We start from the raw sequence: 12,338 nt of genomic DNA on the forward strand, positions 1-12,338 counted from the left end.
CTACAAAGTTGTGGTGCGTTATCTTGGTGGATAGGAGACTATGCTAAAGCGCGTCAAGACTGGGATAAAAACGGAACATCACTGAGTCAAGAACTTTTAGCTTTATCAGAAGGAAAACCTGCATTATCTAATCATCTGATTGTGCAAGCATTTAATCAACCTAATTCTAGAATGACACTACTGAGACAAGCTTGGATCATCGAAAATAAAGAAGATCTTCCCACAAGCTTAGAGGGCGTTTCTTCAACTCACGACAAACTTGTCTTAATTGAAAAGCGGCTTTGGTCAAGGGATTTTCAAAACTTGTAATTCTCTCATGACGCAAGGGGTTTTGCCCAACTTCCTTGGACTTCAGGAATTAGAGCGAGAGTACTATACCCCTGTCCTAAAGTAATCGGCTTGCCACTAATCACTTTTGCCCCATGCTCATAAGTTCGGTCTTTGAGGGTAGAAGCATAAATCCTTGACCAAGCTGTATGATCTCCAGCCAGAATTATCTGTTGCTTTTTATCTTTATCTATATGAATTTGTCGAAGATACAGTTTCATCAACTCATCACGCTGCGGTCGTACGTCTTCTATGGCTTCATACAATGAGGAAAATTTCCTCTCTTTATACGGGTGATAGAGATAGTTCGGCAAATGAATCCAGACTTTTAGTAACCAAAACCGCATCCATTACCATCCATTGTTGCGTCTTTAGCTTTTCCCAATAATTCGTACGCTTCTTGACGAAATCTTTTTAGTCGTTCTAAGTTCATTTTAGGGAGATTGAGTAATTTTGAGCAATTTCTCATTTTCTCCCAAATAGCAGTTCGGATGTATTTCCAACTGCTTTTTTTAGTCTAAACTCCAGTATATAACAATGTCGATTCCATGGGTTCTCAATCTCAGACAACCAGGATATGCTGTTGGACATACTACTTGGCAAGGCCGTCGTTACCCACTCGAATGTAAAAAAATCTGAGAATATGTTTTTACGAATATAACTGCACAAGCTTATAAAGCATATCTTTCGTGGCTTGCAAATTGAGAAGTTGGAATCGGTGCGGAGGGCGATCAAGGCTAATCAATCCGTTTCAGAAATCTTAAAAATCATTAGTTAGAAGCGTACACGGTAATGAAACCTTTTGCTTGATTGTGACTGTACTATTGACATACCGCAGAGGTTATTAAGTGAGATAGAGAGAATGGAGAAGGAAAAAGCCCCAATTAGAGAAATTCTTAAACTTTTAGGAACTAGCTTTTGAGCAGCATTTTGTTCCTTTGAATCTGGGCATACTGATGATGTACTAATTAAGTAAGTCACAAAAGGAAAAGGATTAATGTTTGAAATTAACCACAGTTATGTTAAAGACAATTGGCAAAAAAATGAACAGGTAGAAGGTTTCCAGTTAATTCAGAATCGAATTGATCTTTCGGAATGGGTAATTCATTTTGTTCATGATAGAGATCTAAGCCACTACCCTAAAACTAAGGATTTTCCGTTGCCTTTTATTTTTGATAAGACAGGGAAACCGATAATTCATGATTTAGATAAAATTGCATATGATGATCAAGTTGCATATGAAAGTAGCCTTGATCACCCATATGGTTTAGCCTCTGATGCAAGTGCATATTCTGTACTAAAGAAAATTTTATTTGATGGTTATATAAAATCAGGGTGGTCATTTCGTAATGGAAAACCCACTATTTACGGCTCAAAATCGACTGTATGTTTTACCGAAATGCCTTTGTATGCTCTTGTAGAATATGCGTCTAAAAGAAGTAATTCTTCCTCAGTAGAGGCTTATGGTATCGCTTTACGGAAGCAAGAACTATTCAAAGCTGATGGTAGACCTATAATTTATGGTTTATCTGGTCTTCATCAAGAAGCAACTAGAGACGACTCCTGTTTTGGAAAAGGATTTCGATGCTTGTCGTCTTCTTGCGGCATAGGTTTACACGAACAATATCGCTATGTAGCGATGAACTTAAACAAAAATAAGTGGATAGACTGGACTTATGAACGTGAATGGAGGTGGGCTGTTACTGATGAAGAATGTAAGGTTCCTGGTCTACCCCTCTTCTGTCACTCTGGTAGAGAAGGAGTTAGTTGAAACAGAACTGTTAACCATCAGGAACATAGGCATTAAACTGATTCATGAGGTCAATAAGTCTGAGAAAACCTTGTGTTAAAGGCGGAATTGGAAAAACCGATAACCAAGGAGTAATCAAGCAACAAAAAACCATCGGTTGAATGATTAATCGAAGATTATTAAGGAGATTTTTCCATCCTTTATGTTGATTCCACCAAGGATGTTCTTGAAATTTTAAGAGCAAGGATGGTGAGTTAATCATCCTTGAACAAGAGGAAAGATTTTGAAAAACTTCTGACTGAAAGCTTACCATCATATAAGCACTCATGACAATTTCCCACCATTTTTCAATCTCCTCATAGCTAGTTAGGCGATAATCAGCCCAACCCAACTCATCTTTACACTGTTTAAAACCATATTCTATCCAAGTTCTCAGCCCATAAATATTACCTACAGTTTTTTGAATATTTCCCGTCTTATTAGTCATGAGGAACCAAGTTGAATTAGGGGGCAACAGGGCTTGATCCGTCGTAATTTCCCAATATCTTAAAGAAGTTCTATGTCCAAAAATAATTTCTCTAATATAGTGTACTTCTATTTTATTAGATGAAAAAATGCGGTCAAACTTTTGCCATCTTGTTCTTGTAACCTTTTCATGAGATAGCATCCACACTCCATGATTTTCTCGAAGAGCTACAACATACTTAAGTCCATATTTTTCCACGATGCGGCGAAACTGACTACTAGGACTTTCAAAAGTCCTCTTTCTCCATATAAACTATCGGCTAAAACTATCTCAAACTGAAATCCCCGCTCAACTAACTCTTCGATAATTTATGAACGCTAATTCGATTTTTGTTTTATAAGTATCTTTTTCTTTTAATCGTTTTTTGGGTTTAAAAATTTTAAACATTAATGGAAAGCTCATATTTTCGACAACTCCATAGGCATTGACTGAGACGATTCCGTTGTCTATCTTTCATAAATTTCCAATGTATTGACGTTTTACATAATCGGTTGTTTTCCCTTTCTTTCTATCGCCTGTCTCATCGAGCACTAAAATAAATTTAGCTTCTCCTAAAGCTTTAAGCAGTAGTTCTATTCGCTTTTCTCTAAACTTCTCTACTAGCCAAGGCGATTTCGATAAAAAGTGATGTAGAGGTTGTGCATTTGTGATTCCTACCACTTTTGCTATCGCTGGTAAGGTTTTTCTTTTTATCTCTGAAATCATTCCCAGATGAAGCCACTTAAAACACTCAAAACTTCGAACTTCTGGAAAGATTTCTTGATAGCCCGCACAATATTGATCGATAAATTCAACTGTTGTTGCTGCTGGTCTAGGTAAGTTCATGGCTGCTCCACCATCTACTAAAGGTTTAAGGCTTAGAATCTATTTTACCTTGACCAGAGTGACAGAAGAGGGCTACCTATATGGGTAAAAAACGAATCTAAAAAACTGAGTCAAATTCTTGTGATAGTAAAAGATGCTTGGGAAGCAGAAGACTTCATCAATTCAGTAAAAACTCACTATGATGAAGGTGGAAATATTTATGACTCTACATATGACCGTTCAGCTTTGAAAAATACTGTGATAGTGTCCTTAGAAGAAATAGAAAAACAGTCAAACAATTCATCAATAATTCGTCTAGAGGATCTGCCATTAAAAAGATTTTCATATATAACTCCGAAAATCCCTTCATCTGACATTCTTAAAAAGGTAAAGCAAGCTATTAACGAGGCTAAGAAGGAGGCTGAAAGAGCAGCAGAAAGAGATAGAGAGATTGCGCCTCGTAATGATTATGGATATATTCAAGATGTCTGTGGATTTGCAACCGTTGTTACTTACGAAGCTAATACAGAAATCACCGATGCACTACTCACTTTGGAGTATGCTTCACCTTGTGATGGTAAATGCTACTTCATATACGAGGTAACATCTAGTATTGAAACTGAGCAGGCTTTAAGAGTTGCAGAGGCTGCGGCTAAAGCGGCAGCTAAGAGGCTCTCTGAGTTACTGGAGCAGAAGTTTTCTGTATATTCAACATGGGATTAAAAAGCAATAGAGGAGTATCTAAAAGTAGGACACAGCAGAGAAACATCAGTAGCTATGATCGCTCATCTAAGTTTTGTAAGCTTACGAAGTTGCTCCGCTCTTTTAGGTCTGTTTTGACGAAGAAAAAAAGTTAATTAATTAGATTAATCCCTTAATAGTCTAATCTCTTTATAGTTTTAGTGCTTCTTGCAAATCTTCCTTGCAAATCTTCTATATTCCTAATTTGACTCCAATCGACATCACAGGTTTGGTGCTATTATCGCTGACCGTAGAGGCGACCGCTCTCCAGACAATCCCGATCATTGGTTTTGGGCTTACTGTTGAGATGAGAAGGTAAACGGACGGTGAAAAGTTAAGTTGACAAGATCATCCAATTATACGGCAATTTTTAGCAACGAAGAATGAACTTTTTAGGCGATTACCTTTACCGATTTCGGAAATCACCGTTAGCTAAAACTGAAACTAAAATTGCTTTTTTATCTTTTCATGTTTGCTTTAAATATACATGATTTTGAAAACTCAAAATTTTATTATTAAGACATCAAAGAAGACGACTTAATTCAAATTGCTTAAACAAGAGTTCTAAAAATAGAACTCAAATTTATTAAAGAATGTCGAAAAAAATAATTTACTTTTTAGGAATAAAGCCATGAATTCTGATTCTGAAAGCCCGATTCCCTCACCATCCCGAATCTCTGATTCTAATAAATCTAAAAATTTATCTTTTTTTGATTTATTTTTTAGCTTACTAATTTTACTATTTTTAATGGCTGGAGTTAAGCTTAGTTCCCCTAATGGACGGACATCTCCTCTGGCACCATCTTTATTATTTGGTTCTGCTATTTCAACTTTGGTTTACTATTTTTTAGGCGGTATTAAACAAACTGATGCTGGTGTAGATACTAAAATGGGTAGTGTAGAAGTCAAACTAGCTGGCAGTCTTGCTGCATTAGTAGGTAGTACGTTAATTATAAATTACTTTCTTCAAGAACAAATGCGAGAGATCTCTTTAGATTTTGAACCTAACCCAGAAACCTTATTAGTTTTAAATCAAAAAGCAGATGCAGTAAAAATTAAAGCTTTAGGCGAATTTGGTGGATTTAGAAAAGAGAAGGATTTAAAAATTTCTACAGACAACATAGAAACTGTCAAAAAACTTTGCCGACAAGGTCAGGGAATTTGTCAAGAACCTATAAAAAAAAGCCAATTTTCACTCAATGAAAGGTTAAAATCAGATTATGCCAGACTATGTAGTAATAGAAATGACCTAGACCTTTATCCTTTAGCACTTGTTGGAAAAGAAAGTAAAAAGGGTACGGAAGCTGTTCGTGTGATCGCAGTAGCCGATAAGACTTGTTTTTTCGAAGCTAACTCAGAATCTCCTCTGTTGATCGAAATTAATCGAACAAATGCTGATAAGTTAGGGGTACAGAATGGCAGCCTAGGATATGCGATCATTCCTTCTCAATTAATAGAAAGACCCAAAAATATCTATCAGTAAAAAATGTAAAATCTAAAAATGATAAATTATCTCTAATCGGTAATGGAGCAAATTAATGAAACAAGTATTTCTAGCTTTATTTCTAATGATTGTTACTACCTCAGCAGCTTATGCTGATTGTATCTATGATGGTAAAACTTATCCAACGGGGACTGATCTCGGAGGACTTATTTGTCAACCTGATGGAACTTGGAAACCATCTCGATAAACGATTTAGTAAAGTTGTTTTTCGGTGTTTAAATGATAAAAAAAGATAAACTTTTATAGCTTATCACACAATTCATTAGAAATTTAGGCGCGGTTCAAAAATTTAGTTTTCTAGGTAACAATTTCAAAAAAAAGCTAATTTTTCAAAATTTTATGTGTTAGTCTTTTGAGGTTTTAAACTTGCTCTAAAGTGTTACCTTCGTTTGAATCACGCCGAAAATCAAAATAAAACGAACCTAATTTTAATGGATTGAATCTACTCTCTAGAAAAATTGAGTCAACAGTAGATAAATTAAAACAAGAGTTTAAAATCAAATCATGAACCAATATCCTTAAAATTAAAAACACAAGCTGGCTTTCCAAGTATCCTTTGAGCTAATAATCTTTAACAACATAACTAAAAATTAAATAACCTCTCATAAAAGAATTAAAAATATGTCTAAACAAAAAAATCACACTGAAAATCAAGAGTCTGCTTCAGTAGCGGCTCGAGCCGATGTTCCATTTCAATACTGTGCCATGCCTCAAATAGTTGAGCGCACATTCACTGCTGAGGTCGCTCCAAATCGCCAAGAGCTAATAATTCTCTTTGGCAATAAATGGCTAAATGGAACATTACTTCACTACTATTTCTTTAATGAAGGGCTATGGGCTGGCTCTGAAGCTGAGAAAGCAGTAGTTAGGGAAGCCTTTAAAACTTGGAAAACGATAGGTATTGGCTTAGAATTTAAAGAAGTTACCTTCCGTAGTGAAGCCGAAATTCGCATTGGGTTTCTTAAAGGGGATGGTTCATGGTCTTATCTTGGCAGAGATATCCTCGATATTCCCATTAATAACAGAACGATGAATTTTGGTTGGGATCTAACCCGATCACCCAGAGAAATTGACACGGCTATTCATGAAATTGGACACACTTTAGGCTTTCCCCACGAACATCAAAACCCAAATGCTGGCATTGTTTGGGATGAAGAAAAAGTTTATGCTGAATTAGCTAAACCCCCTAATCGGTGGGATCGGACAAAAACTTTCAATAACATTATTCGCAAACTCGATCCTAGTGCAGTAGAAGGTTCAAATTGGGATCCAAATTCAGTTATGCACTATCCCTTTGGTGCTGGTCTAATCAAATCTCCCCCTGAATATATGAGAGGAATACAACCGGCTGGCAGTTTATCTGCAAAAGACAAAGAAGTTGCCTTAAAATTTTATCCTCTACTACCTGAGCAGGAAATTGAGCTAGCTCCCTTTGTCTCAATTCCTTTAGAAGTAGGAATTGACCGACAACAAAATTTTAAAGTTATCCCTGAAGCAACGCGAGAGTATAATTTTGCTACCTTTGGCCTTTCAGATTCTGTTTTAGGGATTTTCGAGAAAATTGATGGTGAGCCTCGCTATACTGATGCTGACGACGATAGCGGAGAAGCCAGAAATGCTACTCTCAGGGTTAAGCTATTTGTCGGTCGTGAATATGTCCTGAGAGTCCGCGTCTATTATCAACAAGATGAAAAAGTTGCTGTCATGATGTGGTGATAGGGCAAAGGAGTTTTACCTTAGAGGTTCTATTGTTTAGTTTCACGACTGTATTAAAAATCGGGAGATCTATCATGCGAGTTAATCCCTTATTATCGTTCGCGGCAATCGCCTCAATGACCACTGTCGGTCTACTTGGTACGTCCGCCGTAAATGGCGCAGCATTATTCTTTTACAAGACAACCGTAAAGACAAGTTCAGAGGCGACTTGTTATGCCTTTGCCAGAGATACGGCGAGACTGCTGGGGTTTACTAATGTACGTAGTAATAACCTAGAGGTTGCTGGGCAGAAAGACGGAGCCTACATTTCAATTACCTGTATTGGCAGAGGGAGTGGTCTTCAGGCAGTAGCTGTTGTAATGAGTGTTGCGGATAACTTTGATGTAGCCAAAAGAGCAGGTACTCTCGCTGGCGAAAAGATCAAGGGAATTATCTGTTTTGATGAACCCTGCTAGAGACAACGCTACCTCTGGAGTTCCATTTACTTATCTCCACGCGGATTACGACCTGACAACCCGATTGGAGCGGACTGGCAGAGGTAGTTGGTCTTGTAGCATAGGTTACTGGCTGCCGCTTATCTTGGTTGTTAGATCTCATTTCCTCTGTAGAGCTTAATAGTCTAATACCTTTATAGGTTTAGAGCTTCTTGTAAATCCTCAACATTCCTAATCCGACTCCAATCGACATCAGCCCCTGCAATAACTTGATCGCCACCCCGATCAAATGCTGAAGATAAACCCATCCATCAGGTGGTACAGGTTTGATGTTGTTATCCCTGACCAATGTTGCGATCGCTGTTTCAGATTTAGCAATTTTACTATACTGAATTTTCGCCAATTCAAAAATTCACCAATTTGACACGCTGAAACTTTATTTATGGCTAAACCTCTTGCTAGCTTTACCTCATTAGGGGTGTCAGAATAAAGATTCAAAAACGCCAAAACACTTCTATGATCGTTTTTTGACCAGACTAGGGAATATTTTAGGTAGCCATAAAAATTTGACGATTCTCGTAAAAATAATTCATGAAGTCAAAACCTATTATTCTTTTGTCATCGGTTTTCTTGCTAACAGCATTAGAAATTAATGCTCAAGCTCAAAACATCAACTATGAATATATTTGTAAAAACCCTCAAAGCTACGGATTTACTGAGGAATACTGCGCTCAGTGGAGGCAACAGAACCCTAAAAAGACACTTAACTCAAGAAATTCAGCTTCAATACAAGAACGAGTTTACAAAATCCGTTTAAGAGATGCTGCTGTAGGTAACTCCAATCAGTGGGGTTTCTTTTCGCCAGGGGATGCTGATAGAGAGGAATGGGTTGTTGTCACGGTTCGAGATGAACAAGTTAAAATCCGTCATGCAACAAATATCATGAATAAATTTTGGGGAACTCGTCAATGGTATGATCACCCCGCTATAGCAATTCGTGTTTGTACGGCTGATCAATTTGATACTACTGACTGCCAAACAGCTAAAGGAGATCTTATTACACTACCAGAAGGAATATCGATTCATGATGTACAAATCGATTTTAAGTTCTCAGAAGGTGGTGCCGTGTCTACTCGTTCTGTCCAAATTCCATCTGATGCTGAATTTGACTAGATATTGATTTCCACTCGAATTAAATGCTGTGGATAGACCCGTTCACTGAGTGGCACAGGTTCAGTGTTGTTATCCCTAACCAATCCTTCTAAGACGCAAGTGAGATCACCTTCTCACTCTACATTGATTTATTTGAGGATGTATTAAGTACAATTATGACAGCCATTTCTGAGCGAGAGAACTAAATGCAGTTTTTAGTCAATGCTGAAATAGTCAATGAAGAAGATCATTTTCAGGAGGTGCAATCGTGATTAGAACAAAAATAGTTGAGTTGTCTACCTTAGAGGCGGCGACCTATCGCCAGAAGCTTAGGGATGGAAAACCAGGGATTGTCATTTTACGTTATGATACATCCCAACCTGGACTAGCCACAGTTAACCGACGTACAGGCACCCCCGAACCTTCGGCCAATACCAATCTAGAGATGTTTCCGATTGAAGCATTTCAAGAGGCGATCGAACTGACATCGGGTATGCCCTATTCTCGACGGGGAGCCGTGAAACTCAGTGGTAACAAAGAAGCCGTCGAGCCGCTTGAAGAGTCACCAGAAGAACTTGCTACAGTCGATAGTGCTGAGTACGAGGCGATTGTCAAAGCCTACACGAATAAAAAGGGTGAACTGTCCTACGAACTTTTGAATAAAGATTTCATTCAATTTGCCAAATCGAGCAAAATCGTTGCCGATCTGGTTGCTAATAAAGCTTCTGTAGATGAGATCCGAGATCATGTGATCAGGGTCAAGCTGGAGTCGCTGACGGGCAACAAAGAACTCACGGTTGCTCAGACAAAGCAGATTGTCGAAATGCTTGATGAGGTGAGTCCACGATATGTTTTTCGGGAACTCAATGACGAAATTATCAGAATGCTGAGTCAGTAACGTGCGTGGCTTTCACCCTTGTTCATTTCCTGATCTTGTCAAGTTAACGCTTTTCGAGAGCGACTTATCATAATCTCAAAATACTGTTAGCCACTACTAAGCGAAGCGTGTACTCTCATATTCAGTACAAAAAAGGATAAATACAGGGCTGTGAAAACTTATCCGAAGGAAGTAGGAGAACGTGATCCAGACAATCCCGATCACTGGTTCTGGGCTTACTGTTGGGATGAGAAGGTTAACGGTCGGTGGAAGATCTTTAAGCGATTGGTCGCTCGTGAGAAGTTAGAGGAGGTGAGGGAGGCGATCATATCAAATCAACCAGTTTCAGAAATTTTGAAAGTCATCGGTTAAGGGGTAAAGATTGAAACTCAAAAGCGATCACTCTTAGAGCCTTTGAGAGATTTGGGAGGAGGAAAAAGCACCAGTTAAGAAAATTTTAAGAGTTTTAAAATTAAATATTTAAGACAATAAAGTAAGAAGTTCGACAGTGCAGCAAACACGCCGAACGCAGTAAATATAAGAAAAGAGGCTGTGAGACTTAAAGACTTCCATGAGCGGCGATCAGAGAATAACCAGAAAGTTTCTTGTTCATATCCTCTATAGGGTGAATAGACGGAATGTTTTCACATAATCAATAGTTGGGCTGCTTTACATTTCGGTGAGGACGGTGCTTCGATATTGTTTGCGGAGCATTTGATGTTCAATCTCGACGTGTGAGAATCATGTGTTCAAGTCGCACTCCTGCTAATCGTTCTGATTGATTAGTTCGAGTGCCTAGCGTGTATTCGCCAATTAGCGAGTAGTAAGCCATCCGAGCGCGCACCATCGCTTCAAATGGCGTAAAGCCAACTTCTAAGAATAAATTTTTTGTGTAACCCAAACGACGCTGATCAACTTGGTTAAGCACGGCAGCGGCTTTAGCATCATTGACTGCCCAAGCTCGAATCGCATTTTCCACCTGACCATCATCTTGAATCGCTAGTTCAAACAAGTGAAGCAACTTAGCAGAGGCATCACCACCTGCCGCTTCAACTTCCTGAATAATACCGTCAGTCTCTCGGCTAACCCAATCTTGCAAAATTGCTTGCTCAAGTTCCTCTCGGTTTTTGAAATGCCAGTAGAAGCTACCTTTCGTTACATCCAGCAATTTAGCAAGCGGTTCAACGCGCACTGCCTCAACTCCGCTTTCTGCTAAAACTTTTAGCCCTAACTCAATCCAGTCCTGTCGTCCAAGCTTTGAGATCTCATTCTTTTTAACCATACGGTGGCGTATTGACTTGATGCTCGGTGAATACTAATATTTAAACATACGGTAGCGTATCCAAAAAAGGGTTAAGGAGATTTCCCATGTTTGTTGCACAAAATAGAACGATTCCTTTACTTCGAGTCAGTGGGTACTGGCTAATTGCAATCAGCGTAATTCATGGACTAGGTGACATTTTGTATTATTTTGAACCTTGGTCAGATATTCTTCGTAATGGCGTATTCAACGCCGTAGATCCTCACTTTGATCGAGGTACTGCCTTTTGGATGTTGATGTTAAGCCCATTAGTTTTTACTTTGGGTCAATTGTGTTGTTGGGCGCAAGAACACAATGTTCGATTGCCTGTTTTTCTGGGCTGGAACCTACTGCTCACCTCAGCATTTGGCGCATTTCTCATGCCAATTTCGGGGTTTTGGCTATTAATCCCTCCGTCCTTGTTGATGCTGGTTGAGTCGCAGCGGCATAAGAAGTCAGCAGGAAACGCGGCGTAGCACTGCTTTAGACTGTGTGCCAAAGCACAGCCCAACAATTCGGTTGCAGCGGACGGTCGAGAGCCGCTGATACAGATGCAAAGGTTATCTGCCGCCGCTGAATTGAGCCGTTAGTTTAGGGCTTAATAGTCTAATTCCTTTATAGGTTTAGAGCTTTCCGCAACTCCTCAACATTCCTAACCTGACTCCAATCCACCTCAGCCGCTTTCAACAACTTGATCGCCATCCCAATTAAATGCTGAGGGTAGACCCGTTCATTGGGGAGAACAGGTTCGGTGTTATTGTCTCTTACCTGACTGGCCACCAACCCTAACCAATCCCTCTGAGCTTTGGTGATTTTGATATTGATGCTGACTAACTTTTCTGTACTCGGTGAAATAGCTACATGAGTGAGCGGTGTGTCATCAACGCGCTGCAAAGCAGACCCCTGCGGGATCGCCTCCTGTACAACTTCACTTTCTTTCTTGCTCTCTATCTCAACATCGGTTATTGGTTCGGTTGCTTTAATCCCTGAAAACTGACTGAGTTTTCCTAGTCCTCCTAATTTCTTTTTAGTGGTCATTTCCATACCTCCAAACATTCTTTTGCTAGTGACTTATAAGCTTTTGCTCCAGTAGAACTCGAAGCATAGACCGTTACAGGAACAGCATGAGCGATCGCCTCAGCAACAGCGATATTCTCAGGTACAGTCGTCTTGAGCAGCCGATAGTTTAATACCAATTCATTAAATG

At 39.0% G+C, this 12,338-nt stretch carries 17 protein-coding genes and 1 pseudogene; 11 read left to right on the forward strand and 7 right to left on the reverse strand.

Going from position 1 to position 12,338, the window contains the following annotated elements:
- Window positions 1–309: hypothetical protein (locus CFPU101_RS24005; RefSeq protein WP_206818242.1), on the forward strand; the 309-nt coding region annotated here is incomplete at its 5' end.
- A 5-nt stretch (window positions 310–314) separates the two neighbouring features.
- Here CFPU101_RS24005 and CFPU101_RS24010 read toward each other — a convergent pair.
- Both CFPU101_RS24010 and CFPU101_RS24015 read right to left on the reverse strand, forming a co-directional pair.
- Complete coding sequence (locus CFPU101_RS24010; RefSeq protein WP_206818244.1) at window positions 315–674, reverse strand: hypothetical protein; 360 nt, start codon at window positions 672–674, stop codon at window positions 315–317.
- Window positions 656–796 (reverse strand): hypothetical protein, encoded by a 141-nt coding sequence (locus CFPU101_RS24015; protein WP_206818246.1) that lies wholly within the window; start codon window positions 794–796, stop codon window positions 656–658. The genes CFPU101_RS24010 and CFPU101_RS24015 overlap by 19 nt, the downstream gene beginning before the upstream one ends.
- A 528-nt stretch (window positions 797–1,324) precedes the next feature.
- Here CFPU101_RS24015 and CFPU101_RS24020 point away from each other — a divergent pair.
- Complete coding sequence (locus CFPU101_RS24020; protein ID WP_206818247.1) at window positions 1,325–2,098, forward strand: hypothetical protein; 774 nt, start codon at window positions 1,325–1,327, stop codon at window positions 2,096–2,098.
- A gap of 10 nt (window positions 2,099–2,108) precedes the next feature.
- Here CFPU101_RS24020 and CFPU101_RS24025 read toward each other — a convergent pair.
- Window positions 2,109–3,428: pseudogene (locus tag CFPU101_RS24025) on the reverse strand (IS701 family transposase).
- Between the two features lie 120 nt (window positions 3,429–3,548).
- Between CFPU101_RS24025 and CFPU101_RS24030 the strand changes: the two are divergent.
- From CFPU101_RS24030 to CFPU101_RS24050, 5 genes are all read left to right on the forward strand, one after another.
- Complete coding sequence (locus CFPU101_RS24030) at window positions 3,549–4,130, forward strand: hypothetical protein (RefSeq protein ID WP_206818249.1); 582 nt, start codon at window positions 3,549–3,551, stop codon at window positions 4,128–4,130.
- A gap of 649 nt (window positions 4,131–4,779) precedes the next feature.
- Window positions 4,780–5,631 carry a hypothetical protein gene (locus CFPU101_RS24035; protein WP_206818251.1) on the forward strand — a complete coding sequence of 284 codons (852 nt, stop codon included), beginning with the start codon at window positions 4,780–4,782 and terminating at the stop codon, window positions 5,629–5,631.
- A gap of 55 nt (window positions 5,632–5,686) precedes the next feature.
- Window positions 5,687–5,839 carry a hypothetical protein gene (locus tag CFPU101_RS24040; RefSeq protein WP_206818253.1) on the forward strand — a complete coding sequence of 51 codons (153 nt, stop codon included), beginning with the start codon at window positions 5,687–5,689 and terminating at the stop codon, window positions 5,837–5,839.
- A 434-nt stretch (window positions 5,840–6,273) separates the two neighbouring features.
- Complete coding sequence (locus CFPU101_RS24045; protein WP_206818255.1) at window positions 6,274–7,368, forward strand: M12 family metallopeptidase; 1,095 nt, start codon at window positions 6,274–6,276, stop codon at window positions 7,366–7,368.
- Between the two features lie 74 nt (window positions 7,369–7,442).
- Window positions 7,443–7,823, forward strand: coding sequence for a hypothetical protein (locus tag CFPU101_RS24050; RefSeq protein WP_206818257.1), 381 nt, complete (start codon window positions 7,443–7,445; stop codon window positions 7,821–7,823).
- 181 nt (window positions 7,824–8,004) lie between these two features.
- On the opposite strand, the gene CFPU101_RS24055 is transcribed toward CFPU101_RS24050, so the two are convergent.
- Entirely contained in the window at window positions 8,005–8,205 is a 201-nt protein-coding gene (locus CFPU101_RS24055; protein WP_206818259.1) for a hypothetical protein, read from the reverse strand.
- Between the two features lie 188 nt (window positions 8,206–8,393).
- On the opposite strand from CFPU101_RS24055, the gene CFPU101_RS24060 reads away from it, so the two are divergent.
- From CFPU101_RS24060 to CFPU101_RS24070, 3 genes are all read left to right on the forward strand, one after another.
- Window positions 8,394–8,975, forward strand: a complete 582-nt coding sequence (locus CFPU101_RS24060; RefSeq protein WP_206818261.1) for a hypothetical protein — start codon at window positions 8,394–8,396, stop codon at window positions 8,973–8,975.
- A 247-nt stretch (window positions 8,976–9,222) separates the two neighbouring features.
- Window positions 9,223–9,852: a hypothetical protein gene (locus CFPU101_RS24065; protein WP_206818263.1), complete on the forward strand. Its 630-nt coding sequence runs from the start codon at window positions 9,223–9,225 to the stop codon at window positions 9,850–9,852.
- Between the two features lie 150 nt (window positions 9,853–10,002).
- Entirely contained in the window at window positions 10,003–10,203 is a 201-nt protein-coding gene (locus CFPU101_RS24070; RefSeq protein ID WP_206818265.1) for a hypothetical protein, read from the forward strand.
- Window positions 10,204–10,552: 349 nt separating this feature from the next.
- Here CFPU101_RS24070 and CFPU101_RS24075 read toward each other — a convergent pair whose 3' ends face one another.
- On the reverse strand, window positions 10,553–11,113 hold the full coding sequence (locus CFPU101_RS24075; RefSeq protein WP_206818268.1) for a TetR/AcrR family transcriptional regulator: 561 nt from the start codon (window positions 11,111–11,113) through the stop codon (window positions 10,553–10,555).
- 86 nt (window positions 11,114–11,199) lie between these two features.
- On the opposite strand from CFPU101_RS24075, the gene CFPU101_RS24080 reads away from it, so the two are divergent.
- Window positions 11,200–11,607, forward strand: coding sequence for a DUF6463 family protein (locus CFPU101_RS24080; RefSeq protein ID WP_206818270.1), 408 nt, complete (start codon window positions 11,200–11,202; stop codon window positions 11,605–11,607).
- A 139-nt stretch (window positions 11,608–11,746) separates the two neighbouring features.
- Here the strand turns inward: CFPU101_RS24080 and CFPU101_RS24085 are convergent, their stop codons facing one another.
- Together CFPU101_RS24085 and CFPU101_RS25825 are read right to left on the reverse strand one after the other, a co-directional pair.
- Entirely contained in the window at window positions 11,747–12,169 is a 423-nt protein-coding gene (locus CFPU101_RS24085) for a hypothetical protein (protein ID WP_206818272.1), read from the reverse strand.
- On the reverse strand, window positions 12,166–12,327 hold the full coding sequence (locus tag CFPU101_RS25825) for a ParA family protein (protein ID WP_242578240.1): 162 nt from the start codon (window positions 12,325–12,327) through the stop codon (window positions 12,166–12,168). The genes CFPU101_RS24085 and CFPU101_RS25825 overlap by 4 nt, the downstream gene beginning before the upstream one ends.
- Window positions 12,328–12,338 lie beyond the last annotated feature (11 nt).

The sequence above is a fragment of the Chroococcus sp. FPU101 genome (assembly GCF_017312365.1).
Lineage (GTDB): Bacteria > Cyanobacteriota > Cyanobacteriia > Cyanobacteriales > Microcystaceae > Chroococcus.